The 24,168-nt window shown below is 70.9% G+C and carries 26 protein-coding genes and 1 pseudogene; 12 read left to right on the top strand and 15 right to left on the bottom strand.

Features of this window, described 5'->3' with window-relative positions; genetic code table 11:
- Positions 1-53 precede the first annotated feature (53 nt).
- Positions 54-1,292 carry a pyridoxal phosphate-dependent aminotransferase gene (locus AB0I67_RS27075; RefSeq protein WP_357928563.1) on the bottom strand — a complete coding sequence of 413 codons (1,239 nt, stop codon included), beginning with the start codon at positions 1,290-1,292 and terminating at the stop codon, positions 54-56.
- An 80-nt stretch (positions 1,293-1,372) separates the two neighbouring features.
- Between AB0I67_RS27075 and AB0I67_RS27080 the strand changes: the two genes are divergently transcribed.
- The 3 genes from AB0I67_RS27080 to AB0I67_RS27090 are packed head-to-tail and all read left to right on the top strand — an operon-like array spanning position 1,373 to position 4,005.
- Positions 1,373-2,302, top strand: a complete 930-nt coding sequence (locus tag AB0I67_RS27080) for a LysR family transcriptional regulator (protein WP_357928566.1) — start codon at positions 1,373-1,375, stop codon at positions 2,300-2,302.
- A gap of 40 nt (positions 2,303-2,342) precedes the next feature.
- Positions 2,343-3,008: a ribonuclease HII gene (locus AB0I67_RS27085; protein WP_357928567.1), complete on the top strand. Its 666-nt coding sequence runs from the start codon at positions 2,343-2,345 to the stop codon at positions 3,006-3,008.
- 10 nt (positions 3,009-3,018) lie between these two features.
- Positions 3,019-4,005, top strand: coding sequence for an LLM class flavin-dependent oxidoreductase (locus AB0I67_RS27090; RefSeq protein ID WP_357928569.1), 987 nt, complete (start codon positions 3,019-3,021; stop codon positions 4,003-4,005).
- Positions 4,006-4,018: 13 nt separating this feature from the next.
- Here AB0I67_RS27090 and AB0I67_RS27095 read toward each other — a convergent pair whose 3' ends face one another.
- Positions 4,019-4,405, bottom strand: coding sequence for an SCO5389 family protein (locus AB0I67_RS27095; RefSeq protein ID WP_357928572.1), 387 nt, complete (start codon positions 4,403-4,405; stop codon positions 4,019-4,021).
- Positions 4,406-4,472: 67 nt separating this feature from the next.
- Entirely contained in the window at positions 4,473-5,396 is a 924-nt protein-coding gene (locus tag AB0I67_RS27100; RefSeq protein ID WP_357928574.1) for an ATP-binding protein, read from the bottom strand.
- Between the two features lie 65 nt (positions 5,397-5,461).
- On the opposite strand from AB0I67_RS27100, the gene AB0I67_RS27105 reads away from it, so the two are divergent.
- Complete coding sequence (locus tag AB0I67_RS27105) at positions 5,462-5,887, top strand: tetratricopeptide repeat protein (RefSeq protein WP_357928576.1); 426 nt, start codon at positions 5,462-5,464, stop codon at positions 5,885-5,887.
- 4 nt (positions 5,888-5,891) lie between these two features.
- Here AB0I67_RS27105 and AB0I67_RS27110 read toward each other — a convergent pair whose 3' ends face one another.
- Genes AB0I67_RS27110 through AB0I67_RS27125 form a run of 4 tightly spaced genes read right to left on the bottom strand, consistent with a single transcriptional unit; the run spans position 5,892 to position 8,976 of the window.
- On the bottom strand, positions 5,892-6,269 hold the full coding sequence (locus AB0I67_RS27110) for an Rrf2 family transcriptional regulator (protein ID WP_357928579.1): 378 nt from the start codon (positions 6,267-6,269) through the stop codon (positions 5,892-5,894).
- Entirely contained in the window at positions 6,266-7,159 is an 894-nt protein-coding gene (locus tag AB0I67_RS27115; RefSeq protein WP_357928581.1) for an ABC transporter permease, read from the bottom strand. The genes AB0I67_RS27110 and AB0I67_RS27115 overlap by 4 nt, the downstream gene beginning before the upstream one ends.
- Entirely contained in the window at positions 7,149-7,934 is a 786-nt protein-coding gene (locus AB0I67_RS27120) for an ABC transporter ATP-binding protein (protein ID WP_357928584.1), read from the bottom strand. Before AB0I67_RS27120 ends, AB0I67_RS27115 begins: the two co-directional genes overlap by 11 nt.
- A 13-nt stretch (positions 7,935-7,947) precedes the next feature.
- Positions 7,948-8,976: an ABC transporter substrate-binding protein gene (locus AB0I67_RS27125; protein WP_357928587.1), complete on the bottom strand. Its 1,029-nt coding sequence runs from the start codon at positions 8,974-8,976 to the stop codon at positions 7,948-7,950.
- Positions 8,977-9,111: 135 nt separating this feature from the next.
- Between AB0I67_RS27125 and AB0I67_RS27130 the strand changes: the two genes are divergently transcribed.
- Complete coding sequence (locus tag AB0I67_RS27130; protein WP_357928590.1) at positions 9,112-9,678, top strand: L,D-transpeptidase family protein; 567 nt, start codon at positions 9,112-9,114, stop codon at positions 9,676-9,678.
- Here AB0I67_RS27130 and AB0I67_RS27135 read toward each other — a convergent pair.
- Complete coding sequence (locus AB0I67_RS27135) at positions 9,675-11,066, bottom strand: LCP family protein (protein ID WP_357928593.1); 1,392 nt, start codon at positions 11,064-11,066, stop codon at positions 9,675-9,677. The genes AB0I67_RS27130 and AB0I67_RS27135 overlap by 4 nt on opposite strands.
- A gap of 212 nt (positions 11,067-11,278) precedes the next feature.
- Here AB0I67_RS27135 and tnpA point away from each other — a divergent pair.
- The 3 genes and pseudogenes from tnpA to AB0I67_RS27150 all read left to right on the top strand — a co-directional run bounded on the left by tnpA (position 11,279) and on the right by AB0I67_RS27150 (position 13,602).
- Positions 11,279-11,680: pseudogene (gene tnpA / locus AB0I67_RS27140) on the top strand (IS200/IS605 family transposase).
- A 6-nt stretch (positions 11,681-11,686) separates the two neighbouring features.
- Complete coding sequence (locus AB0I67_RS27145) at positions 11,687-12,976, top strand: transposase (RefSeq protein ID WP_357928596.1); 1,290 nt, start codon at positions 11,687-11,689, stop codon at positions 12,974-12,976.
- 29 nt (positions 12,977-13,005) lie between these two features.
- Positions 13,006-13,602 (top strand): class I SAM-dependent methyltransferase, encoded by a 597-nt coding sequence (locus AB0I67_RS27150; RefSeq protein ID WP_357928599.1) that lies wholly within the window; start codon positions 13,006-13,008, stop codon positions 13,600-13,602.
- A gap of 75 nt (positions 13,603-13,677) precedes the next feature.
- On the opposite strand, the gene AB0I67_RS27155 is transcribed toward AB0I67_RS27150, so the two are convergent.
- From AB0I67_RS27155 to AB0I67_RS27165, 3 genes are read right to left on the bottom strand one after another with little or no spacing between them, the layout of a single operon-like run.
- Positions 13,678-14,568, bottom strand: coding sequence for an NAD-dependent epimerase/dehydratase family protein (locus tag AB0I67_RS27155; RefSeq protein ID WP_357928601.1), 891 nt, complete (start codon positions 14,566-14,568; stop codon positions 13,678-13,680).
- Positions 14,569-14,571: 3 nt separating this feature from the next.
- Entirely contained in the window at positions 14,572-15,699 is a 1,128-nt protein-coding gene (locus tag AB0I67_RS27160) for a cytochrome P450 (protein WP_357928604.1), read from the bottom strand.
- Between the two features lie 37 nt (positions 15,700-15,736).
- Positions 15,737-16,702, bottom strand: a complete 966-nt coding sequence (locus AB0I67_RS27165; RefSeq protein WP_357928606.1) for a 3-oxoacyl-[acyl-carrier-protein] synthase III C-terminal domain-containing protein — start codon at positions 16,700-16,702, stop codon at positions 15,737-15,739.
- Positions 16,703-16,870: 168 nt separating this feature from the next.
- Between AB0I67_RS27165 and AB0I67_RS27170 the strand changes: the two genes are divergently transcribed.
- On the top strand, positions 16,871-18,241 hold the full coding sequence (locus tag AB0I67_RS27170; RefSeq protein ID WP_357928608.1) for an MFS transporter: 1,371 nt from the start codon (positions 16,871-16,873) through the stop codon (positions 18,239-18,241).
- A gap of 14 nt (positions 18,242-18,255) precedes the next feature.
- Here AB0I67_RS27170 and AB0I67_RS27175 read toward each other — a convergent pair whose 3' ends face one another.
- On the bottom strand, positions 18,256-18,801 hold the full coding sequence (locus AB0I67_RS27175; protein WP_357928611.1) for a hypothetical protein: 546 nt from the start codon (positions 18,799-18,801) through the stop codon (positions 18,256-18,258).
- A 51-nt stretch (positions 18,802-18,852) separates the two neighbouring features.
- Positions 18,853-19,494, bottom strand: coding sequence for a hypothetical protein (locus AB0I67_RS27180; protein ID WP_357928614.1), 642 nt, complete (start codon positions 19,492-19,494; stop codon positions 18,853-18,855).
- Positions 19,495-19,670: 176 nt separating this feature from the next.
- Here AB0I67_RS27180 and AB0I67_RS27185 point away from each other — a divergent pair, with 176 nt between their 5' ends.
- A complete protein-coding gene (locus tag AB0I67_RS27185; protein WP_357928617.1) occupies positions 19,671-20,588 on the top strand; it encodes a serine hydrolase domain-containing protein in 918 nt (305 codons plus the stop codon).
- Here AB0I67_RS27185 and AB0I67_RS27190 read toward each other — a convergent pair.
- Positions 20,510-21,442 carry a LysR family transcriptional regulator gene (locus AB0I67_RS27190; protein ID WP_357928620.1) on the bottom strand — a complete coding sequence of 311 codons (933 nt, stop codon included), beginning with the start codon at positions 21,440-21,442 and terminating at the stop codon, positions 20,510-20,512. The genes AB0I67_RS27185 and AB0I67_RS27190 overlap by 79 nt on opposite strands.
- 71 nt (positions 21,443-21,513) lie before the next feature.
- On the opposite strand from AB0I67_RS27190, the gene AB0I67_RS27195 reads away from it, so the two are divergent.
- Positions 21,514-22,374 carry a 4-hydroxy-tetrahydrodipicolinate synthase gene (locus AB0I67_RS27195; RefSeq protein WP_357928623.1) on the top strand — a complete coding sequence of 287 codons (861 nt, stop codon included), beginning with the start codon at positions 21,514-21,516 and terminating at the stop codon, positions 22,372-22,374.
- A gap of 35 nt (positions 22,375-22,409) precedes the next feature.
- Here AB0I67_RS27195 and AB0I67_RS27200 read toward each other — a convergent pair whose 3' ends face one another.
- On the bottom strand, positions 22,410-23,576 hold the full coding sequence (locus AB0I67_RS27200) for an FAD-dependent monooxygenase (protein ID WP_357928625.1): 1,167 nt from the start codon (positions 23,574-23,576) through the stop codon (positions 22,410-22,412).
- A 52-nt stretch (positions 23,577-23,628) separates the two neighbouring features.
- Between AB0I67_RS27200 and AB0I67_RS27205 the strand changes: the two genes are divergently transcribed.
- Positions 23,629-24,096, top strand: coding sequence for a MarR family transcriptional regulator (locus tag AB0I67_RS27205; protein WP_357928628.1), 468 nt, complete (start codon positions 23,629-23,631; stop codon positions 24,094-24,096).
- The last annotated feature ends 72 nt before the right edge of the window (positions 24,097-24,168 follow it).

Below are 24,168 nucleotides of genomic sequence, written 5' to 3' on the forward strand. Positions count from 1 at the left end.
GGGGCCTGCCGGCAGTGCTCGGTACCAGCTAACCATCCCGGAATTCTGCAACTTTATGCAACCTGCTTGTTTTCCCTGGTCAAAGCGGTCAGACCGGTGCTCAGGAAGGCCAGGTTGGCGGCTATCCAGGGCAGTTCGAGGGGGTTGTCGGCGGCCAGCGCGTCGAGCCTTTCCTCGGCCAGTTCGCCGTAGAGCAAGCTGGTCGCGACGCGCACCCGCGCGTGCTCCGGTTCGTCGCCGAAAGCATGACCAGGCAGGACGCCGATGCCGTGCTCGTTGAGAAGGATCTTGGTCAGTTCGGCCGATCCACCGAGCCCGAAATGTGAAAAATCCGGGTAGAGGTAGAAACCGCCCTGAGGCGGCGCGACGACCGCTCCGGCCTGGATGAATCTTTCGCAAACTTCTCGTGCGACGAGGCCGTGGAGTCTTCTGCTGCGCTCGACATGGGCCACCAGATCGGCCGGCTCCTCGAAGGCGAGGGCGGCCGCGGCCTGCACCGGAGCGGCCGGCGCGGACCAGATCTCGCTGGCGACGGCCAGCAGGGTCCGGCGCAGGTCGTGCGCTCCGTCGGGCAGTCGCGCCACGCCGATCCGCCAGCCGCCGAGCGCGAGGCTCTTGCTCAGACCGGTGGTCACCACGGTCCGCTCGGGCGCGAGGTCGGCGGGCGAGAGGTAGGGCAGGGCCGGGTCGTGCACGAGGTCGCGGTAGATCTCGTCCGAGATGATGACCAGGTCGAGCTCGCGGGCGACCGCGACGAGCCGCTCGATGGTCGCGGGGGTGGCCAGGCGTCCCGTGGGGTTGTCCGGGAGGGTCACCAGGATCGAGTGGACGATGCGGCCCTCGGCGCGGGCCCGCCGTACGGCGTCGAGGACGAGCTCGGGGTCGGGCACGCCGCCCTCGCTCGCCTGGACCAGGATGGAGCGGGAGCCGACCAGGTCGGCCTGCGCCGCGTAGCTGACCCAGCTCGGCCTCGGCAGCACGATGTCACCGCCGAGCACCAGCAGCAGCGCGTAGAGCAGCGACTTGCTGCCCGGTCCGCAGACCACCAGCTCGGGATCGGTCTCCAGGCCCCGCCGGCTCCAGTAGCCCGCCGCCGCCGCGCGCAGCTCGGCCGCTCCGGCGACCGGCCCGTAGCCGTTGCGTCCTGAAGCCTCGACGAGCCGGTCGCGCAGCGCCGGGTGGACGGGCAGGCCAGCCTCGCCGAAGGCGAGGTGCAGCACACGTTCCCCGGCGCGTCGTCTTCGTTCGATGTCCTCGTTGGCCGCCAACGTGGCGGAAAGGGTCACGGTCATGTTTGTCACGTTCCCAAGATGGTTGGATGAAAGGCATCACCACAAGCGAGGCTTTTGGTGGGTAGGCATAAGGAAGAGTGATGCTCGATCTGCGGAGACTTGTCCTGATCCGCGAATTCGCCCGTCGGGGCAGCATCGCGGCGACGGCCGCATCCCTGGGTTACAGCCCGTCGGCGGTCTCCCAGCAACTGGCCGCGCTGGAGCGGGAGGCGGGCGCGGTGCTGCTCGACCGGACCGCGCGCAGCGCCGAACTGACCGATGCCGGACGCCGGCTCGTCCAGCACGCCGAGCGCATCCTGACGATGGTGGAGGAGGCCGAGTCCGACCTTTCCGCGCATGCCGGGAAGCCGTCCGGGCGGGTCGTGCTCACCGCCTTCCCGACCGCCGCGGTCGCCTTCGCCCCCGCGCTGGCCCGGTCCCTGCGCCGCTACACCGAGCTCACCCTGCGCCTGGGGCAGTCGCGGTCCGGGCGCGGCATGCGCGAGGTGCAGTCGGGCGAGGTCGACCTGGCCCTGATCGACAGCTGGTACGGCAGGACCCGCGCGTTCGAGACGTTGCGCGTCTTCCCGCTGCTGCACGACCCTCTGGTGCTGGTCGTGCCGCGCAAGCACCGGCTGGCCGACCCCGCGGTGCCGATCGACCTGCGCGAGCTGCGGGACGAGCCGTGGATGGCCACGCCCGACGGCGAGCCGTCGCGGCTGGCGGTCGACCGGCTCTTCGTCGACGTCGGCGGCCCGCGGCCCACGCCGTGGGAGTTCGAGGGCCTGGGCACGATCCTGTCGCTGGTCGCCAAGGGCATCGGCATCGCCGCGGTGCCCGCGCTGGCGCTGGCGGCGGGGGTGCGCGGCATCGCGGTGCGGGAGTTCCCCGGCAACCAGGTGGCGCGGGAGGTGCACGCCGTGGCGCGCGAGGCGTCGGTGCACCGGCCCGCGGTCATGGTCACCCTGCGCGCGATCCACGTGGCCGCCCGGCTGCTGGCCTCCGACCTGGAGCCCGTACGGCTGGCCTGACCCGGCTCCCGGCCCGGGCCGGTCCGGCTAGCCTGATCGGGTGCCCACGTATGACATCGAACGGTTGCTGACCGCCCGGCCGGGGACCCTGGTGGCGGGGGTGGACGAGGTCGGCCGGGGCGCCTGGGCCGGCCCGGTGCTGGTCTGCGCGGTCGTCACCGACCTGTCCGAGCCGCCCGCCGGGCTCACCGACTCCAAGCAGCTCTCGGCCGCCCGCCGCGAGTCGCTGGCCGCCGAGATCGCCACGTGGGCCACCGGCATCGGGTACGGCGAAGCCTCCCACGAGGAGATCGACACCCTCGGCATGACCGAGGCGTTGCGCCGGGCCGCCCGCCGGGCGCTGGGGGCGCTGCCCGCGCGGCCCGACTTCGTCATCCTCGACGGCTCCCACGACTACATCGGCCCGCCCTGGCCGGTGCGGCTGGAGGTGCGCGGGGACGCGGCCTCGATCTCGGTGGCCGCCGCCTCCGTGCTGGCCAAGGTGCGGCGGGACGCGTTCATGGCGACGCTGGGCCGGGCGGAGTTCGGCTTCGCGGAGAACGCGGGTTACCCGTCGCCGGTGCACCAGGCGGCGCTGGCCGAGTTCGGGCCGACCGAGCATCACCGGTTGTCGTGGTCGTATCTCGACGACCTGCCGCAGTGGCGGCACCTCAAGCGACACCGCGATCCGCTCGCCGGGGAGGGCCAGCTCTCGCTCTTCGGGTAAGAGCTGGGGTGTGCGGATCGGGATATTTCTCATCGCGGCCGGTTTTCCCGGCATTCCTCCGGAAGTGACCCTCACCCAGACCCTGGACGCCGTCGTGGCCGCCGAGCAGGCCGGGTTCGACGACGTGTGGCTCGCCGAGCACCACTTCATGTCCTACGGCGTCTGCCCCTCGCCGGTCACGCTCGCCGCGCTCGCCCTCGGCCGGACCCGGCGCATCGGCCTGGGCACCGCGGTCAGCGTGCTGTCCACGCAGCACCCGGTCGCCCTGGCCGAGCAGGCGGCGATGCTGCACCACCTGTCCGGTGGCCGCTTCACGCTCGGGGTCGGCCGGGGCGGGCCGTGGGTGGACCTGGAGGTCTTCGGCACCGGCGTGGAACGGTTCGAGCGCGGCTTCCCCGAGGCGCTGGACCTGCTGTGCGCCTGCCTGTCCGATGATCGGGCGGTGGCGGCGGCGGGGGAGTTCTTCGCCTTCCGCGAGGTGGCGATGGTGCCCGCCGCGCGGCTGCGGCCGGTGGTCGCCTGCACCTCCGAGCCCACCGTACGGCTGGCCGCGGCCCGCGGGTTGCCGATGCTGCTCGGCATGCACCTGGACGACGCGGGCAAGCGCGAGATGCTCGACTCCTACGGCGGCTCGCCCGCCGAGCACGTGGCGGTGGTGGTGGCGCACGTCGCCGGCAGCACGGCCGTCGCGGTGCAGGAGGTCAGGGAGCGGATGCCCGCCTGGCTGGAGCCGGGCCTGGCGGGCTACGTCACCGTGGACGGGCGGGAGCGGACGCGCCGCGACACCGGCGCGTACGTGGACTTCCTGACGCGGGTGCACCCGGTGGGCTCGCCCGAGCACTGCGCAGAGGTGATCGCGCGCACCGCGCAGGCCACCGGGCTGCGGCGGCTGCTGCTGATGGTCGAGGCGACCGGCGATCCGGCCGGGTCGATCCGGCGGCTGGGGGCCGAGGTGCTGCCCCGCCTCACCGGGCGGGCGGGGCCGCCCGCCCGGTGAGGAGCAGGAAACGTCAGCAGTCGACGAGTTCCGGCTTCTGGTTGAGGATCTGCGCGCGGGGCGTCACGAACTCGCGCAGCGCGCTCTCGGCCGACGGGTCGAAGACGGCGACCCGGTGGCAGTTCTGGAAGGCGAGCCGTACGCCGAAGTGACGCTCTAGCGCGCTGCGCATGGCGTCGCTGGCCAGGCAGCGCAGGAGCTGCCCGCGGGCCGCCTCGTCGGGCGGCGGGACGTGGTTGTCGGCGAACTCGGCGCCGGTGGTCTCACGCTGCTGGACCAGGCCGCTGATCACCGACCAGGCGTACGGCAGGGACTCGCGGACGCAGTCCACGAAGGCCTGGTCGTCCACCTCACCGAGCTTGGCCTGGTCGAGCAGATCGTTGGGAACGGTCAGCGACATGCTGTCTCCTCTCGAAGGGATCTCTTTGACGCTAGGTTCTCCGGGGGAAGCCGCAAAGGGGACAAAACTAGATCCTTCCGTACACAAACCCCGGGTCGATCTGGTCGGCGAGGTCGCGTCCGGCCCGTGCGTCACCCCAGGCGCGGGCGTTCTTCAGGTGGAACTCGGCGGCCTGGCGGCCGAAGCGCGCCCAGTCCTTCTCCTGCGAGTCGAGGTGCTTGAGCACCATCGCCAGGGCTTCTGAGTTGGCCGGCTCCAGGTCGTCGAGCTCGAAGGGCCGGCCCTGCTCCAGGGCGCGCACGGCGGCCGAGTGCTCCATCCAGGTGAGCAGCGCGTCGCCCACGTGCTCGCGCAGGAACTCCACGTCGTGCGCGGTGTGCACCTTGTTGCCGACCACGGCCAGGCTGACGCCGAAGTCGGCGGCGTGCTCGCGGTACTGCTGGAAGACGCTCACCCCCTGCCGGGTCGGCTCGGCGACCAGCACGGTCAGGTCGAAGCGGGTGAACAGCCCCGAGGCGAAGGCGTCGGCCCCGGCGGTCATGTCGACCACCACGTACTCGTCGTGCCCGTCGACGAGGTGGTTGAGCAGCAGCTCCGCCGCGCCGATCTTGGAGTGGTAGCAGGCGACGCCCAGGTCGTCCTCGCTGAACGGCCCGGTGGCCATCAGCCGCAGGCCGTGCGGGGTCTCCATGGTGTACGGCAGGCCGTCGAGGCCGAGCAGGCGGGAGCCACGGCCGGGAGGGGTGGTCTTGAGCATCTCCTCGGCGCTGAGGATGCGCGGGTTGTCGCCGCGCAGGAACTCCTTGATCTCGTTCAGGTGCGCGCCGAGCGGCTCCGGCTGCCGGTCGAGGCCGAGGACCAGGGCGAGGTGCTGGTTGATGTCGGCGTCGATGGCGACCACCGGCCGGCCCTGCCGGGCGACGAACCTGCTGAAGAGCGCGGAGAAGGTGGTCTTCCCGCTGCCTCCCTTGCCGACGAAAGCCACGCGCACGGCGGCACCTCCTGGTCCGAAATGAAAACCGTTTCCGTTGCCGACGATGATGACATACTGCGCGCATGTCTGATGAGGAAAAGCTGAACGACTTGCTGGCGCGGCTCGCCGAGCGCCCGGATGATCCGGATTTGTTGCGGCAGACCGCCTACCAGCACGACCGGATGGGGTTGGAGCACGAGGCGGTGCCGTACTACGAGCGGGCCCTGGAACTCGCGCAGGAGGACCGGCTGGGACTGTGGACCGGCTACGGCAGCACGTTGCGGGTGATCGGGCGTTTCGAGGACGCGGTGGCCGCCTTCGACCGGGGGCTGGCGGAGTTCCGCGGCGATCCGGCGCTGCGCGCCTTCCGGGCGATGGCCTGCTACAACCTGGGGCGCTCCCGCGAGGCGGTCGGGGAGTTGCTGCACCTGCTGGCGGAGAAGGAGCAGTTGGGGGGCTACGAGCGGCCGGCGGCCTACTACGCCGACCACCTCGACGAGACGGTCTGAGCGCTCAGGGCCGGACGATCTGGGCGAAGGTGATCTCCGTGAGCAGCCGCTCCTCGTGCTCGCGCAGGGCGTTCCAGACCTCGGCCAGCGGCTGCGCCACCCCGGGGTAGTCGGCCTGGTACTCCGGCCGGCCCTCCACGACGTCGATCACGTCGGCCAGGGTGATGTCGGCGGCCGGGCGGGCCAGCCAGTAGCCCCCGTCCGGCCCCCGGAGGCTGTGCACGATCCCGGCCCGGCGCAGTTGCAGCAGGATGTTGTCGAGGAAGCGGCGCGGGATGTGCTGGGCCAGCGCGATCCGCTCGGCCGGGACGGGACCCGGCGGGGCGGCGGCCAGCTCGCTCACCGCCCGCAGGGCGTACTGGGTCCTCGCGGAGAGCCTCATCGTTCCTGGTGCAGGCCCCAGCGGCGGCGCAGCGACAGGTCGGCCGCCTCGAAGAGCAGGTCGATGAAGATGCCGATCGCCAGGATGACGATCATCGTGCCGATCAGCCCCGGCGAGTCGGACAGCTCGCGCGCGATGGCGAGCTGCTCGCCGAGCGAGGCCTGGTAGGCGATGATCACCATCAGCTCGCCGGCCATCAGCGAACGCCAGGCGAAGGCCCAGCCCTGCTTGAGCCCGGCCAGGAAGCTGGGCAGCGACGCGGGCAGGATGACGTGCCGGTAGAGCTGCAGCCGGCGGAAGCCGAGCACGTGCCCGGCGCGCAGCAGCAGCGGCGGCGTGTAGTCCACACCCGCGATCAGGCCGTTGGCGATCGATGGCGCGGCGCCGAGGATGACCACGAACTGGATGGCCGACTCGGTCAGCCCGAACAGCAGGATCGCGAAGGGGAACCACGCGATCGACGGCATGGTCTGCAGGCCGGTGATGAGCGAGCCGAACGCCGCGCGCAGGATCTTGATCCGCGACACCGAGGCGCCGATGACCAGGCCGATCAGCACCGCGAGCGCGAACCCGGTGACCGCGCGCCGCATCGTGGTGGCCAGCGCCTGGTAGAACTCGGGCTCGCCGAGCCGATGCCACAGCTCCTGGAAGGTGGTGACCGGACCGGCCAGCACGTACTCGGGCCAGCGCCCGCTCAGCACCACGAGCTGCCAGACGGCCAGCACGAGCGCCACCGCGGTCAGCATGGGCCAGGCGCGTCCCCAGATCCGGCCGGCCAGCCCGGCCCGTTGCTCGGTGACCAGTTCGAGGGCGTCGAGCCCGGTGATGCGCCGCTCGTGCGAGGTGGTGTCGCGGTCCTGCGACGGGGTGTCCTTGACGTCAAGAGCCATGGCGGGAGACCTCCTCGCGCAACCGGTCGGTGATCTTCCCGGCGAGCGTGGCGACCTCCGCCGAGTCGGTACGGCGGGGCCGGGCCAGCTCGACGGGGAACTCCTCGACCACCCGGCCGGGCCGGCTGCTGAGCAGGATGACCCGGTCGCCCAGCCGCACGGCCTCACGGACGTTGTGCGTGACGAACAGCACGGCCAGCTCGCGCTCGCGCCAGATGCGCTCCAGCTCGTCGTGGAGCAGGTCGCGGGTCATGGCGTCGAGCGCGCCGAACGGCTCGTCCATCAGCAGCACCCCGGCGTCCTGGGCGAGCGCCCGGGCCAGGGCGACGCGCTGGCGCATGCCGCCGGACAGCTCGTGCGGGCGCTTGGCGCCGAAGCCGCCGAGGTGCACGAGGTCGAGCAGCTCCTCGGCTCTGGCCTGCCGTACCGGCTTGGCGATGTCGTCGGCGCGCATGGCCATCTCGACGTTGGCCTGGACGGTCAGCCAGGGGAAGAGGGCCGGCTCCTGGAACATCATGGCGATGCGGGAGCCGGAGGTGGCGATCTCGCCGCTGCTGACCTGGTCGAGCCCGGCGACCAGGTTCAGCAGTGTGCTCTTGCCGCAGCCGGAGGCGCCCAGCAGGCAGACGAACTCGCCGGGCCGTACGGACAGGGAGACGTGGTCGAGGGCCAGCAGGCTGCGCGCGCCGTGGCCGTAGATCTTGGAGACGGCGTCCAGCCGGACCGCGTGGCCGTCGGTCCGGCTGGTGGCCTGCTCCGTGAGCGGAGCGGTCATGTGGGGTGGCCTCCTACTTGTCGGCGATCGACTGCTGGCCCTGGGCGGTCAGGATCTCGTTGAGGAGCTTCAGGTCGTAGATGCCGGTCAGGTCCACCGGCTCCAGCAGCCCGACCTGGACGGCGTGCTCGGCGCTGCCGGTCAGCGACGAGGCGATGGGGTCGTTGGTGAAGGTGATGTTCTTGAACGCGCTGTCCAGGACCTCGGGCTTGAGCGGCTTCTGGGTGAGCTTCTCGATGGCGGCGTTGACGGTCTGGGCGGCGGCCTTGGGGTCGGCGTTGATGAACGTGGTCGACTCGACGTGCGCCTGGATCAGCTTCTTGAGCAGGTCGGGGTTCTGCTCGGCCCAGGCCTGGCGGACGATCAGGTGCGTGATCACGAACTGCTTGTCCGGCCAGAGCTCGCGCTCGTCGAGCAGGATCTTGCCCTTGCTCTCCAGGACCAGGCGGCTGGCGAAGGGCTCGGGGACCCACGCGCCGTCGATGTCGCCGGTGGCGAAGGTCTGCAGGGTCTGGGAGTTCTCCTGCGGGACGATGTGCACGTCGCCGCCGCCCTTGGTGTCGGTGTTCAGGCCGTTCTGCTTGAGCCAGTAGCGCAGGGCGACGTCCTGGGTGTTGCCGAGCTGCGGGGTGGCGATCTTCTTGCCCTTGAGGTCGGCGACGCCGTTGATCTCGGGCTTGGTGACCAGGTAGACGCCGCCGGAGGCGGAGCCGGCGACGATCCTGATCGCCTCGCCCTTGGACTTGGCCCAGGCGTTGATGGCGGGGTTGGGGCCGATGTAGGTGGCATCGATGGCGCCGGAGAAGATCGCCTCGATGGCGGCGGGTCCGGCGTTGAAGGTGCTGGTCTTGACCGGGACGCCCAGGTGCTTGGCGTAGAAGCCCTTCTCGACGCCGACCAGGGCGGTGGAGTGGGTGATGTTCGGGAAGTAGCCGAGCCGCACCTCCTTGGCGGCGCCGCCCGCGCCGGTCTCCGCGCCGCTTCCGCAGGCGGCCGCCAGGAGGGTGAGCGAGAGGGCGGCGACCACCGCGCGGATCTTCATGGGTTCTCCCTAATTCCTACTTAATCAGTCGGCTATGTGCACATCAAAGAGCCAGATTCCCCTCTCGTCAAGTCGGAATTATGGAGAAGGTCAAGTCCGGCCTGGCCCGAAGCGCGGGGTGCTTGACTCGAAACCATGCTTGACCAGCAGATTCTGGAAGTGGAAGAGCGGCTGGCCAAGCTGCGCTTCGATCCCGGCGTGGTGGACGGGGTGTTCACCGAGGAGACCGCCACCGCGCTCTGGGCCCTGCAGAAGCTCAACGGGCTGAAGCCGGTCTCGCGGGTCACCCCCGCCACGGAGCGGGCGCTGAAGCGGCCCCGCAAGATCCGCCGGCCGGTGCGGGACGGAGTGGTCGTCGACCTCGGCGACCAACTGCTGTTCCACTACGAACGCGGCAAGCTGCGGCTGATCGCGCACGTCTCGACCGGGGCGAACCGGCACTACTGCCTGAAGGCCCACTGCGGCTACGCGGTCACGCCGGTCGGCGAGTTCCGGGTCCAGCGCCGGGTGCACGGCTGGGAGGACGGCCCGCTCGGCGCCATGTACAAGCCGGTCTACTTCAACGGCGGGATCGCCCTGCACGGCTCGGTCGAGGTGCCGAAGCGGGCCGCCTCGCACGGGTGCGTCCGCATGCCGCTGCACATCGCCGACCGGCTCTTCCCCCGCCTGCCGGTCGGCACCACCGTGCTCGTCCGGCGCTAGCCGCAGGCCTCGTCGAGGGAGACCGGGCGGTCGGGGTGCGAGGACGCCGAAGGCCGGGCGCCGGGCGCGGGAGCCGCCTTGGCGGTCGCCGAGCGGTGCGCCGGGCGGTCGGCGATGGCCGCGTCCACCTTCTGCTGGATCAGGTCCCAGTCCGGGTAGACCGTGCTGATCAGCGGGGGCACGAACTGCAGGCTCTTGATCTGCGTGCCCTTCACCTTCGCCGCGAGGTCGATCAGCGCGGGCAGCAGGCTCTGCGGCAGATCGGTGGAGATCGCCCGCTTGGTGGCGGTGGCGAGCTTCTCGAAGCTGTTCAGCACGGTGATCGGGTCGGCCTGCTTGGCCACCGCGTTCAGCAGGCACTTCTGCCGGCCCATCCGCACGTAGTCGTCGCTGTTGGTGCGGCTCCTGCCGTACCAGAGGGCCTCCTGGCCGGAGAGCTTGCGAGTGCCGGCGGGCAGGTAGCCCTCGCTGTACTTGCCGTAGGTGATCGGCTCCCTGATGGTCACCTTCACGCCGCCCATGGCGTCGATGATCTGCGCGAAGCCCGCCATGTCGACCATCGCGTAGTACGGCACCGGCAGGCCCAGGATGCTGCCGACGGTGCGCTTGAGCAGGGCCGGGCCGCGCTGGCCCCTGTGCACGCCCGGGACCATCTCGGGGTAGTCCTCGGCGTACTGGAAGACCTCGTTGAGCAGGCCGGGCGTGTAGGGCGGCTCGCCGGTGAAGCCGTAGGGGAAGCGCTGGCGGGCCGGGCCGGGCGGGAACTGCACGTTCTGCAGGTTGCGCGGCAGGCCGAAGAGCGTGGTCGCGCCGGTGGCGGTGTCGATGCTGGCGACGGTCATGCTGTCGGTGCGCACGCCCGGGCGGTTGGGCGCGGCGTCGGCGCCGATCAGCAGGATGTTCACCCGCTTGGCGCCGTTCCACGGGTCCTGGGCGATCACCGGGGTGCTGGTGGGGGAGAACACGCTGGTCACGACGTCGTGTGAGAGGTAGGCCAGACGGGTGGCGTAGGCGCTGGGCGCGATGATCAGGGCGCACAGCGCGGCGGCCAGGCCGATGCTGCCCACGCGGGCCCCGGGGGTGGGGTTGGCCGGCCGGACCAGGACGTAGGACCAGACGATGACGATCGTCCACACCGCGGCGACGGTGGCGAGCGCGACGGCGAAGGCGGTCAGCCAGCCCGGCTGGACCGCCAGCGAGAGCAGGCCGGGGCCGCCGACCAGCACGAGCGTGGCCACGAGCGCGGCCAGGAGCGCCCAGGCGGTCAGCAGGACCATGCCCGTGCGCTTGTGCCCGGTGGCCAGGTGGGCGGTCCCCCAGACCAGCGCCGAACCGAGCGTCAGCGCGACGCACCTACCGAGCCCGAAACCGCGCTCTCCGCCTGTCATGCCTGTTCAACCCCCGTTACCAGCAGATCTCTCACAGGCTAGTAACGGCACCTGGATGGAAGCGCCAACGTGCAGATCGGGTCTTGTCAATTCACGGGCAAGGGCTGATTGCGATCGGAGTTCCAGGGCATGGGGCCTTGGCCTCAGCCATGGCGTAAGCCCTTCTGTCGAATCTTGGAGCGGTGGTAAGCCAACGCTGTATTTTGATCTATGTGGCTGTGACCGTATGCGCGACCAGCGACATCGCGTCCAGCGCGGCATTCACGTGGGGTGGTGCACCAAATATCGCAGGCGCGTGCTCGGCAGGCGGATCGGTGCGCGGCTGATAGAGCTGATCCGCGAGGTAATCGAAGAGGGATGAGCGAGGAGAAAGGGGCGTGGTGGTGGACCTGGAAGTCACGCCCGGTCACGTTCACCCGCCGGCCGGAGTGAACCCGCAGCTCGGGATCCACAAGCCGGTCAAGGCCAGCAAGGGCCGTTCCTCGCGCGTCCTGCGCCGGGATTTTCCGAGCTGGAAGTCGACGCTGTGGACCACCTCCTGCTTCTTGGCCAGCGTGGGTGGGGCGCGCCTGGAAGACGTCGAACGGTATGCCGAGAACCGGAAGAGCCGGTGAGGCATCATGCTGACCGGACGCAAGTACCGCCTGGGCCTCACCGAGGAGCAGGCTGAGTTCGCCGAGCGGATCGGCGGAGCCTGTCGCAGCGTGTGGAACACCGGCCTGGAACAACGGCGCGCCTTCCGGCGTCGGGGCGCGTTCATCGGCTACCACGACCAAGCCGGCCAGTTGGTGGAAGCCAAGGGCGCATTCGAGTGGCTGGCCGACGTGCCCGGTCACTGCCTTCAACAGACGCTCATCGACCTGGACCGGGCCTGTGCCAGGTACGGAACGTGGAAAGTTCGCTGGAAGTCGCGGACCGGGGACGCCCCGAGCTTCCGCTTCCCCGAAGGCGGAAAGATCACCATCGAGCGGCTCAACCGGTGCTGGGCACGGGCGAAACTCCCCAAGCTCGGCTGGGCTCGCTTCCGCATCACCCGCCCGCTCGGAGGGAAGATCAAGAACGCCACCGTCTCCCGCGACGGCAGGTACTGGTCCATCAGCTTCCTCGTCGAGGACAGCATCGCCCCGCCCGAACGGCACACCAGCCCGGGCAGCGCCGTGGGGACCGACCGGGGCGTGGCCAAGATCGTCTCCCGCTCCGACGGCGTGTTCCACCACCGGGTGTTCGCCCGCGATCGGGAGGTCGAGCACATCAAAAAGCTACAGCGTGACCTGGCCCGCACCCAGAAGGGCAGCCGGCGGCGCACACTGGCCGCGGCGCGGGTCGCCGACATGGTGCGAAGGGTCCGCAGCCGTCGCAGGGACTTCGCCGCCAAGACCGCCCACACCTTGGCCACCGGCTTCGAGCTGGTCGTGTTCGAGGCGCTGAGGACCAAGAACATGACCGCCGCCGTCGAACCCAGACCCGATCCCAGACGGCCGGGCGCGTTCCTGCCGAATGGGGCTGCGGCCAAGTCAGGCCTGAATCGCAGCATTCTGGACAAGGGCTGGTATCGGATCGAGCTGGCCACCCGCAGCAAGGCTCGGTACACGGGCACCAGCGTGATCACCGTTGATCCGGCGTACACGAGTCAGACGTGCAACGTGTGCACGATGGTCGACCGCAAGTCCCGCGAGAGCCAAGCGGTCTTCCGGTGCACCTCGTGCGGCCATACCGACCACGCCGACGTGAACGCCGCCAAGAACATCCTCACCGCCGGAAGAGCGGAGCACGCACGACCCCGACCGGGTGTGCGGGCTGGGGCCCGCAAACCTCCCAATCGGGTGGGCCGGAAGGCGAACCGCCAAGCAACAGCAGCTCAGGGCCACGCTACGGCGGGCACTGGGCTGGCTGGAATCCCCCGGTCCTAGCCATGGGGAGCACTTCAAATAACGCGGGGATGCGCCGACACCGCGGATTCGACGCCCCTGGTCCGTTCCTGGGACTGGTGTTGGGGACGTTCGTCCTGGTCGCGCTGGCGGTCGCCGGGTTCTCGACCGGGGCCGCGCCGGCGGGGGTGGCCTTTCTGGCCGGTGCGCTGTACACGGCGCTGAGCGCGGCGAGCTACGGCTACACGATGGGGTGGGGCAGGGCCAGGGTCTGGGCGGAGCTGCTGGGGCCGGGCGGTGGGGAGAGCGTGCTGGAGCTGGGCCGAAGGTCCTTGCTGGTGCGGGCTGGGTCCGCGTCCGGGGCGGCTGTCGGGGATCTGCGGGACCTGCCCTTCGCGGACGGCTCGTTCGAGGTGGTCATCTCCAGCCTGGCTCTGCGGGATCTCCGGGATGCCGAAGGGCGGGCGCGGGCGGTCGCGGAGGCTTTCCGGGTCGTGCGGCCGGGCGGGCGGGTGTTGCTCGCCGAGGTCCAGGGGAGCGAGGCGGACGAGGAGGTCCTGCGCGGGCTCGGCGGTGCCGACGTGCGGCGGCGCAACCTCGGCTGGCGGTTCTGGTACGGCGGGCCGTGGTTCGCGACCTGGCTGGTGGAGGCCCGCAAACCGAGCTGAGCCATCTTGCTGGTGGAGGCCCGCAAACCGAGCTGAGCCACCTTGCTGGTGCCCAGGCTCGTAAGCCGGTTCAGGTCACCAGGCTGCTGCGCCGGTGAAGGAGGTGGGGGCGGGGGCGTAGCCGAGGCGGTCGCGGGCTCTGGAGATGTCGAGGGTGCGCTCCACCGCGAGATGGCCGACGGCGTAACGGGTCAGCCGGGGCGTGGCCGACAGCCGCTCGCTCACCGCGGCCACCGCATGCGCCAGCCGGGCGGGCAGGTAACGCGGGACGGCGTCGATCTCGCGCTCGCGCAGGAGGGCCCGCAACGCGTCGTCCAGCCGCACCGGCTCGGCGTCGGTCACGTTGTAGACGGCCGGTTCCGGGTGGTCCACAGCCAGCAGGCAGGCCCGGACGAGGTTGTCCACCGCGGTGAGGCTGACGAGCTGGTCGCCCCCGCCGACCGCGAGCAGCCACCGGCCCCGGACCGCGCCCAACACCCGGGGCAGCAGCGTGGTGTCGCCGGGCCCGTAGACCGCGTGCGGCCGCAGGATCACCGCCCGGCCCGCGACCAGCCGCTCCGCCGCCGCCTTCGAGGCGCCGTAGGCGTTGACGTACCGCGCCACCGGGGCCTCCTCCTCCCGCGCCCGCACGGTCGGCCGGAAGGGGTCGTAGACGCTGGCCGTGCTCACGTGCACCAGCCGCGCGTCCGGAAAGGTCTCCAGCACGGTCCGGGTGCCGGTCACGTTCGCCCGCCAGATCTCCGCCGCGTCGCCCCAGTCGGTCACGCTGCCGGCGCAGTGCACCACCGCGTCCACCCGCAGCTCGGGCCGGGGCCCGCGGGTCAGGTCCCAGGATCGGTACGGCACACCGCCGGTCTCGGCGTGCGCGCGGCGGCCGAAGGCGAAGACCTCCCACCCTCGCGCCGCGGCGGCCCGGACGACCGCCCCGCCCACGAACCCCGACGCCCCGGTGACGGCGACCCGCACGGCTCAGCTCGCCTCGATCCACAGGTGCGCGTAGGTGGGCAGCAACACCCGCCGGGCCGCGCGCCGGCGCACGATCCGCACGCGGTGCCGCAACACGACGCCCGCCACCGCCCGGATCTCGGCCAGCGCCAGCGGGTAGCCGATGCAGAAGTGCGGCCCGGCGCCGAACCACAGCCGCCGCAGCTCGGGCGGGTGCGGCCGGCCGGGGTCGAAGCCGCCGTAGGCGCGGGCGCACGAATGCGTGGCGATCACGACGCGGTCGCCCGGCCGGACCGGCAGCCCGCCCACGGCGGTCGGCCGGGCCACCGAGCGCAACATCACGGGGGTCGGCGTCGTGACCCGCATCGCCTCCTCGATCGCCCGGTCCAGGTCGAGCCCGGCATTCAGGGCGTCGTGGTCGTGCAGCAGCGCGATCAGCCGGGGGACGAAGGTGGCCACCGTCTCGGTGCCGGTCAGGAAGAAGGCCCCGGCCGCGCCGCGCGCCTCGGCCTCCGACAGGTCCAGCTCCCGCATCCGGCCCATCACCGTCGCCGGGTCGCCCGCGTGGTAGGCGGTGGCGGCGATGTCCCCGATCTTGTCCAGCACCTGCTTGGCGAGGCCGACCTGGCGCTCGGAAAGGCCACGGGTGCGCAACGACACCATCGACACGACCCGCTCGCCGTCGGCGAACAGCTCGCGGGCCTTGGCCTCCGAGACCTCGCCGAGGCCCACCGCGCGGCAGATCACCGCGCCGGCCATCAGCCGCATCGTGTCCACCAGATCGACCCGCTCGCCCCGGCCCAGCCGGGCGTCCAGCTCGGCCAGCGGCCCGGCCAGCACGTCGGCCACCAGCGCTCGCACCGACGCGGGGGTGAACAGCGGCGCCAGCTTCGCGCGCAGCGCCGCGTGCGGTTCGCCCTCCATGTTGAGCAGCACCGACGGTCCCAGCACCGGCGTCCACAGGTCGCCCGGCGAGCCCGGGCCGTCCTTGCGGAAGTCGGCGTCCATCAGCACGGTCCGGGCGACGGCCGCGTCGTTCACCACCACGCCCAGGCCCGGGACCCGCACCACCGGGCCCATCCTCGCCAGCAGCCGCAGCAGCGGGTAGGCGACGGGATGGGCGGCGAGGTGGAGCCGGGTCTCGTGGTTCACGTTCCTGATCTCGGGGTGCGGGGTGGTCGGTGGGGGTTCACATCTCGGCGAACATGACGCCCAGGCTGATCCCTCCGCCGAGGCCGAGCATGGCCACCCGATCGCCCGGCCGCCAGCCGCCCATGGACAACTGCAGCGGCAGGGTAGCCGACGCGCAGTTGCCGTGCTCGGGCAGGCTCAGCACCAGCTTCTCCTCCGGGATCTCCAGCGACCTGGCCAGGAAGTGCAGGTACGGCAGAGCCACCTGGTGCACGGCCACCATCGCGAAGTCGTTCCAGGTCAGGTCGGTCTGCTTGAGCGCGTTGAGGAACAGCGTCGGCCCGACCAGCTCGAAGGCCTCCTTCAGCCGCCGCCCGTCGCCGCGGAAGTAGCTGTACTCGGGGTCGCGGGGATGGGCGGTGCCTCCGCCGGGCAGCGTGCCGATCGCCCACGCGGTGGAGTCGGCCGAGAAGTCGCGGTAGAAGATCCCGCGCTGCGGGTCGGCCGCCAGCAGCACCGCCGCCCCCGAGTCGGACAGCGTGTAGCCGGCGAAGGAGTCCACGAACTGTGCCCGGTCTCGCACCTGCCACCGGATCGCCCGCGACGGGACCTCGCCGGTGACCACCAGCACCCGCCGGTGGGCCCCGGTGAGGATCAGCGCCTCGGCCACCTGGACGCCGTTGAGCAGACTGTTGCAGGCGTTCTTGACGTCGAACACCGGGCAGCTCAGGCCCAGCTTGGCGGCGACGATGTGCGCGGTGGCCGGTTCCACCATGTCCTGGGAGGCCGAGGCGAAGATCAGCAGATCCACGTCGCTCAGGTCGGTCCCGAGGTTGCTGGCGGCGGCTGCGGCCAGGTCGGAGGCCTGCTCGTGCGGGGCCGCGACGTGGCGCCGCCTGATGCCGGTCATCCGCTCCACGATCCCTCGCGGCGGCCGGAACCCCTCGATCCTGCGCTCGACCTCGTCGCTGGCCAGCGTGTCCTTCGGGAGGTGGACGGCAGTGTGGGTGATCCGGGCTTTCATCCCAGGCAATCTAGTGGGCGCGGATTGCAGAGCGGTTGAGTCCCTCTTGCGGGGATCGGACGGCATTTGTCGGGGGCTTCTGGGTATCGCGTCACCGGTATGACGGGCACAGTCACCACCAAGGTCCCCGCTCGCCTTGACCGGCTTCCATGGTCTCGATGGCACTGGATGATCGTTATCGGTCTCGGCACGGTCTGGATCCTCGACGGTCTCGAAGTGACCATCGTCGGGAATCTCTCCGCCCAGCTCGCCAAGCCGGGCAGCGGTCTGGAAATCACCCAAGCCCAGGTCGCCGGGCTCGCCGCGGCCCTCTACGTGGCCGGGGCCTGCACGGGGGCGTTGTTCTTCGGCTGGCTGACCGACAAGTTCGGGCGCAAGCGGCTGTTCATCATCACGTTGCTGGTCTACCTGGTGGCCACGGCGGCCACGGCCTTCTCCTTCAGCGCCTGGTGGTTCTTCCTGTTCCGGTTCCTGACCGGGTTCGGGATCGGCGGGGAGTACGCGGCGATCAACTCGGCGATCGACGAGCTGATCCCCAGCCGGCACCGGGGGCGGATCGACATCATCATCAACGGCAGCTTCTGGCTGGGCGCGGGCATCGGAGCCCTGCTGACCGTGCCGTTGCTGAACAACTTCGCGGTGAACGTCGGCTGGCGGATCGCCTTCGGGCTGGGCGTGGTGCTGGGCGTGGGCATCCTGCTGGTGCGCAAGAACGTGCCGGAGAGCCCGAGGTGGTTGTTCATCCACGGCCGGGGCGAGGAGGGCGAGGCGATCGTCCGCGACATCGAGGAGGAGGTCGAGCGCGAGACGGGCGCGCGGCTGCCGGAGCCGGAGACCTCGATGACGATCCACACCCGCAAGTCGATCGGCTTCGTGCGGATCGCGCACACGCTGGTGGCGCTCTATCCGAAGCGCACGGTCCTCGGGTTGTCGCTCTTCCTGGGGCAGGCCTTCCTCTACAACGCGATCACCTTCGGCTACGCGCAGATCCTGTCCACCTTCTTCGGGATCGACACGAACACCGGCTACTACTTCGCGGTCATCTGCGTCGGCAACTTCCTCGGGCCGCTGTTGCTCGGGCCGCTGTTCGACACCGTGGGACGGATCCCGATGATCTCGGCGACCTACATCGGGTCGGGGCTGTTGCTGCTGGGCACGGCGTGGTTGTTCAACCAGGGCGTGCTGACCGCGGTCACGCTGACCGCGTGCTGGTGCGTGGTGTTGTTCTTCGCCTCGGCCGGGGCGTCGGCGGCCTACCTGACGGTGAGCGAGATCTTCCCGATGGAGACGCGGGCCATGGCCATCGCCTTCTTCTACGCCATCGGCACCGCGGCGGGCGGCATCGCCGGACCGCTGATCTTCGCCTCGCTGGTGGAGACCGCGGACCCGAGCAAGACGGCGCTGGCGTTCGCCATCGGAGCCGGTGTGATGATCGCGGCGGGCATCGTGGAGCTGCTCCTGGGGGTGAAGGCCGAGCGGCGCGGCCTGGAGGAGATCGCCGCGCCGCTGTCCACCGCACCGGCCTCCAGCCCCGCCTGAGCGGCGGGGCCGGGTCAGCCGGTGAGGGTGGAGACCTCCGTCAGGTCGCTCAGGTACAGGTGCGGCACCGCGACGAAGACGTGCATGGGGCCGCAGCCCAGGCCGAGATTCCGCGCCATCCCGGCCTGGACGTCTGAGAGCGGCACATAATTCAGGTAGCTCGTGTAGGCGTTCTGCGAGCGGAACGCGGCGGTGAGGACGAGGCGGTCCTGCCGGATCCGGAAGGCGACCCCGGCCAGGCAGGGCACCTCGTTGGGCGGCTCGGCCGGCCGGGTCAGCGAGATCCAGGCGCTCTTGCTGTACGGCTTGCGTCGCAGCACGTCGGCGGCCCAGGTGAGCTGCCCGTTGATGCGTTCGCCGTAGCTGTACTTGAAGGGCGCCACGACCTGCTCCTCGGTGAACTTGCGCGCGTACAGGGCGGCCTTGACCGGGTCGCCGTGCCGGGCGAGGAGCGGGTCGTCGTGGCTGATCTGCTTGATGGTGAACAGGACGGCGGGCGCTTCGAGGATGGGCCCGCGGTCGTCGTCGGCGGGCGTGCCGTACGCCCGGACATGCCGCATGAGCCACAACCACGCCTCCCCACAAGACGCCCATTCGACGGGGCCGTGCATTCAGTTCTCCAGGTAGGGATCGTGGGGAAGGCGCCGGCGCCGGGTGACGTTGCAGCGCACGTAGTAGACCGAGTAGTGCACCAGCGCGACCATGAGGATGCCGGTCAGCAGCAGGAGCAGGTGGGGCGCCTGGCCGCTGAGGCCGGTGACGCCGACGGTGAGGTAGGTGGAGTTGACCAGGGCGAGCATCATCACGTTGATGCCGGGCCAGGTCAGCGGGGCGTAGGTCTCGGGGAAGCGCGGGTCGAGCGGCAGGTTGGGCACCCAGTCGAGCTGGTCCCGCAGCCGCGTGGTGTACAGCAGCCGGAAGTTGTTGATCGCCCGGGCGGTCCTGGCGTGGGCGTTGACCGCTTCGATCATGCGCAGGAAGGGCAGCACGCCGAGCAGGCCGAACGCGGCGACCAGGGCGAAGAGGTACCACGGCACCTCGTGCCAGGAGGTGAGGCTGGCCGGGTCGATGACCTTGGTGCTCGCCAGGGCGATGGCCGCGGCGAACGGCACCGACAGCAGGCTCATGGCCAGCCGCGTCATCTTGAGCCGCTCGTCCTTCGCGGCGAGGTGCACCGCGTAGATGCCAGTGAAGTCCACTGCGACGAGAGGCAGGAACTCGCTCGTGTCGAGGAGTTCCGCTGGGGATGTCATGCGAGGGGGCGTCTTCCGCATGATGCGCTCCTGAACCGGGGTTCCTTCAGTATGCGCACTTTGCCGGGCATTTCCAGGGCTTTCTTGCCATTTGTTCCAACAAATCTCAACTGGCATGGGTCAACCACAGTCAAGGGCTTGTGGCTGACACCGTGTGAGGCTTTAGACAGGGACGCATGACTCACGACTGGACAAGCGACGCCTGGCACCCGGCCCTCCACGGCCTGGTCGTACGGCGTGGCGGCGAGATCATCCACGAGCGGTACGGCGAGGGCGAGGACTTCCACCTCGACCAGGCGCTCGGCAACGTGACCTTCGGGCCGGAGACGCTGCACGACATCCGCTCGGTGACCAAGAGCGTGGTCGGTCTGCTGTACGGCAAGGCGCTGGGCGACGGCCAGGTCGCCGCCCCCGAAGAGCCGCTGATGGCGCAGTTCCCCGAGTACCCCGAGCTCCCCGGCCGGGCCGAGCTGACCGTCGAGCACGCCCTGACCATGACGATGGGCCTGCTCTGGGACGAGAGCGCCCCGTACACGAGCACGGCCAACAGCGAGATCGCGATGGAGTTCGCGCCCGACCGCTTCCGCTTCATCCTGGAGCAGCCGCAGGTCGAGCCGCCGGGCCGTACCTGGACCTACTCCAGCGGCGCGAGCGCCCTGGTGGCGCGGCTGATCGAGAAGGGCACCGGCCTGCGGCTGGACGACTACGCCAGGAAGGTGCTGTTCGAGCCGCTCGGCATCGACCGGTTCGAGTGGTCGGCCGGGGCCGACGGGGTGGTGCGGGCGGCCTCGGGGTTGCGGCTCACGCCCCGCGACCTGGCCAAGATCGGGCAGTACGTGCTCGACCAGGGCATCACGATGGAGCCGCACTTCAAGATCGCCGACGAGTTCTGGTACGCGCACCAGTGGTACCTCGGGCCGACGCCGCAGCCGTGGATGGGCGGGTTCGGCAACGGCGGGCAGCGGCTCTACGTCGTGCCGAGCCTCGACCTGGTCGTCGCGGTCACGGCCGGGCTCTACAACCTGCCGATCGAGGAGCAGGGCGCGCCGAGCGGGAAGGTCGTCGAGGCGATCCTGGCCGCCATGGCGCGCTGAAAGGCGCTGATCGCGGGATGCCCGCCGTACCCGCGCCGGAAGGCGATCAGGGTGCGGCGGCTGATCGGCAGCGGCGTCAGCCGTACCCCGGCGGGCGGGGCCGGCGCCGCCAGGCGCGGCACCAGGGCGACGCCCTGACCGGCGGCGGCGAAGGTGAGCACGGTGTCGAAGTCGTCGATGTAGTGGCGCACCCGAGGCTCGAAACCGGCGGCGTGGCAGGCGCGCACGGCCATCGTGTGGCAGAGCGTGCCGGGCTTGCTGAGGATCCACGGCTCGTCCCGCACGTCGGCGAGCGAACCGGCGGCGGCCGGATCAGCGGGGGCGGTCCGGGCGGCGCGGGTGGTCAGGTAGATCGGCTCGCTGAACAGGGGCGCGCACTCGACCCCGGCATCCATCACCGAGGGCACGAAGTCGTACTCGTGGATCAACGCCACGTCGAGCTCACCCGCTCGCAACGCCGCCGAGACGTCGGCGGGGTCGATCTCGGTGACCATCGGTTCGAGCCCCGGCGGCAGCTCGGCGAGCGCCGCCGGGACCAGCGTGCGGGTGACGGTCGGGAAGGCGCCGATCCGGAGCGGCCCGGTGGGTCCCTCCCGGGTGGCCGCGAGCGCCGCCGAGGCCCGGTCGAGCTCCTCCAGCACGGCCTGCGCGTGCTCGACCAGCAGCCGCCCGGCCGGGGTGAGCGTCACCGTGCGCCCGGTGCGCTCCAGCAACGGCACCCCGGCCTCGCGCTCCAGCGCGGCGAGCTGCTGGGAGACGGCCGAGGGGGTGAAGGTGAGCGCCTCGGCCACCGCGGCGATCGTCCCGCGGTGGGCGAGTTCGCGCAGCAGGCGCAGCTTACGAGGGTCCAGCATCAGGTCAGCTTACGCTCGACGGTAGAAACCTGAACTGGACCTGCACGATGCTCCGGGGTCAGGCTCGTTCCATGCTGAACGGAATCTTCGTGCCGCTGATCACGCCCTTCACCGCCGAGGGCGAGGTGGCGCTGGACGCGGTGGAGAAGCTGGGCCACCACGTGCTCGACCAGGGCGCGGCCGGGCTGGTCGCGCTGGGCACCACCGGCGAGGTGGCGACCCTGACGGCCGCCGAGCGCGCCGCGGTGATCGAGGTGTGCGCGCGGGTGACCCGCGAGCGCGGAGTGCGGTTGATCGTCGGGGCCGGCGGGCCGGACACCCGCGCGACCGCCGTGGCGCTGCGCGACCTGCCCGCCGGAGCCGCCGCGCTGGTGACAGTGCCGTCGTTCGTTCGGCCGGGTGAGCGGGGGGTGATCGCGCACTTCGAGGCGCTGGCGGCGGAGTCGCCGGTGCCGATCGTGATCTACCACATCCCTTACCGCACCGGGCAGGCGCTGAGCGGGCGGGCGTTGCGGCGGCTCGGCGCGTTGCCGATGATCGCCGGGGTCAAGTACGCCGGGGGCGGCGTGGACGGCGAGACGATGGACCTGCTCGGTGACCTGCCGCCGGACTTCGCGGTGCTCGCCGGTGACGACGCGGTGGCCTCGCCGCTGCTGGCGCTGGGCGCGGCCGGGGGCATCCTGGCCTCGGCGCACCTGGCGACCGGGGAGTTCGTGGAACTGGCCGGGGCTTGGGCGGCGGGGGACGTGGTGCGCGCCCGGGCGATCGGCGGGCGGCTGGCCAGGCTGTCGGCGGCGCTCTTCGCCGAGCCCAACCCGACGGTGATCAAGGGGGTGCTCGCCGCCCAGGGACTCATCCCGACGGCGGGGGTGCGGCTGCCGCTGCTCCCGGCGAGTCCGGAGACGGTGGCGGCGGCCCTGGCACTGCTCTGACGGGCTTTCCCCAGAACAGGTCTTCGCAGGAAGGGTCAGACGAGGTCGACGTGGTGGTGGAAGAGCCAGGTCAGGTTGGTCTGGCTGGCCGTGCGCTTGAGGAAGAACGGCATCATCAGGTCCCGCAGCACCCGCCCCACCGGCCCGGCCGCCTTGTTGTTGCTGATCTGCCGCGAGTACGCCACCACCCGCTCGACCCGCTCGCGCCGTGCCCGCTCGAAGGCGGTGAAGGCCCGGCCCGGGTCCCGCTCGGTGCTCAGGCAGCGGGCCAGGACGATCGCGTCCTCGGCGGCCATCGAGGCGCCCTGCCCGGCACTGGGTGAGGTGGCGTGGGCGGCGTCGCCGGTGAGGATGACCCGGCCCCGGTGCCACAGCGGCAGCGGCGGCAGGTCGTAGATCGGCACGGCGGGGTCGATCCTGGTGCGGGTGAGCAGGTCGGAGGCGGCGATGAAGTCGTCGGCGAACGCCTCGACCAGCAGGGGCCGCCACGCCTCGACCGACTTGGCCGGGGCCGGGACGTCGCCGAGGGCGCGGGGCAGGTTGGCGAACCACCAGGTGTCGCCGGACTGCGCGACCGTGTAGCCGAAGAACGCCCGCTTGCCGAAGATCATGTGATAGACCCCGACCTCGCCGGGCAGGCCACCGTCCTTGACCAGGCCGCCCAGGCTGTACAGGCCGCTGTAGCGCGGAGCCGGGGCGCCGGGGTCGAGGACCTGGCGGGTGCGGGAGTGCACACCGTCGGCGGCGACCAGCACGTCGCCCCGGGCGCTGGTGCCGTCCTCGAAGTGGGCGGTCACGCCGGTGCCGGTGTCGTCGAAGGAGACCAGGCGCTTGCCGAAGGTGATCGGGATGTCCCGGGCCAGGGCGGTGTCGCGGACCACACGGTAGAGGTCGGACCGCTGGATGGTGTGGCTCACCGTGCCGTCGTCCAGGGCCATCCCGTTGGGCACCTCGCCCAGGCGTTTGCCGTTGCCGTTCCACATGACCATCTGCGGAGTGGGGATACCTGCAGCCATGACCGCTTTGTGGGCGTCGAGCACGCGCAATGCGTCGAGCCCGTTGGAGGCGACGTTGAGGAAGGAGCCGACGCCCACGGCGCTGTCGCCGTAGGCCTCGTAGATCTCGGCGTCGATGCCGACGCGCTGGAGTGCCATCGCGGTGAGCGGGCCGCCGATGCCGCACCCGATGATCAAAACCTTCATGGTGATATCCTTTCGTTCGCTTGAACGAAATATTAGGCAGACGGGAGACGGCGTGTCCAGAGATATTTCGGAGCACCGAAAGAAATTGCTCGACGACCTCACCGTGGCCGGGCGGGAGAACAGTCAGGCGGCCGTGATGTTCCATAGCGCGGTCGCCGCGCGCATGGGTCTGGGGCCGAGCGAGGAGAAGACCCTCGACCTGCTGCAGCGGCGTGGCCCGCTGAGCGCGGGCGAGATCGTGCAGCACACCGGGCTCGCCCCGGCTTCGGTGACCGGGCTGATCGACCGGCTGGAGGCCAAGTGGTACGTGCGCCGGGTGCGGGACGCGCGGGACCGCCGGCGGGTCATGGTCGAGATCAACCCCGAGATGCTCCACGGCGGCGAGGACCTGTTCGCGACGCTGGTGAACGGGCTGGCCGAGCTCTACGAGGGCTACACCGACGAGCAGTTGGAGCTCATCCTCGACTTCCTCAACCGGGTGACCGCCATTCAGACGGCGGCGACCGCCGAGATCTCCTGAAGAATTTCTAGACGAGACGTTGCGTCTTGTCTTGGGTTTGTGTACCGTAACGCCCATGTTGTCGTTCCTGTG

This window comes from Nonomuraea sp. NPDC050310 (assembly GCF_040655795.1).
Classification (GTDB): Bacteria; Actinomycetota; Actinomycetes; order Streptosporangiales; family Streptosporangiaceae; genus Nonomuraea.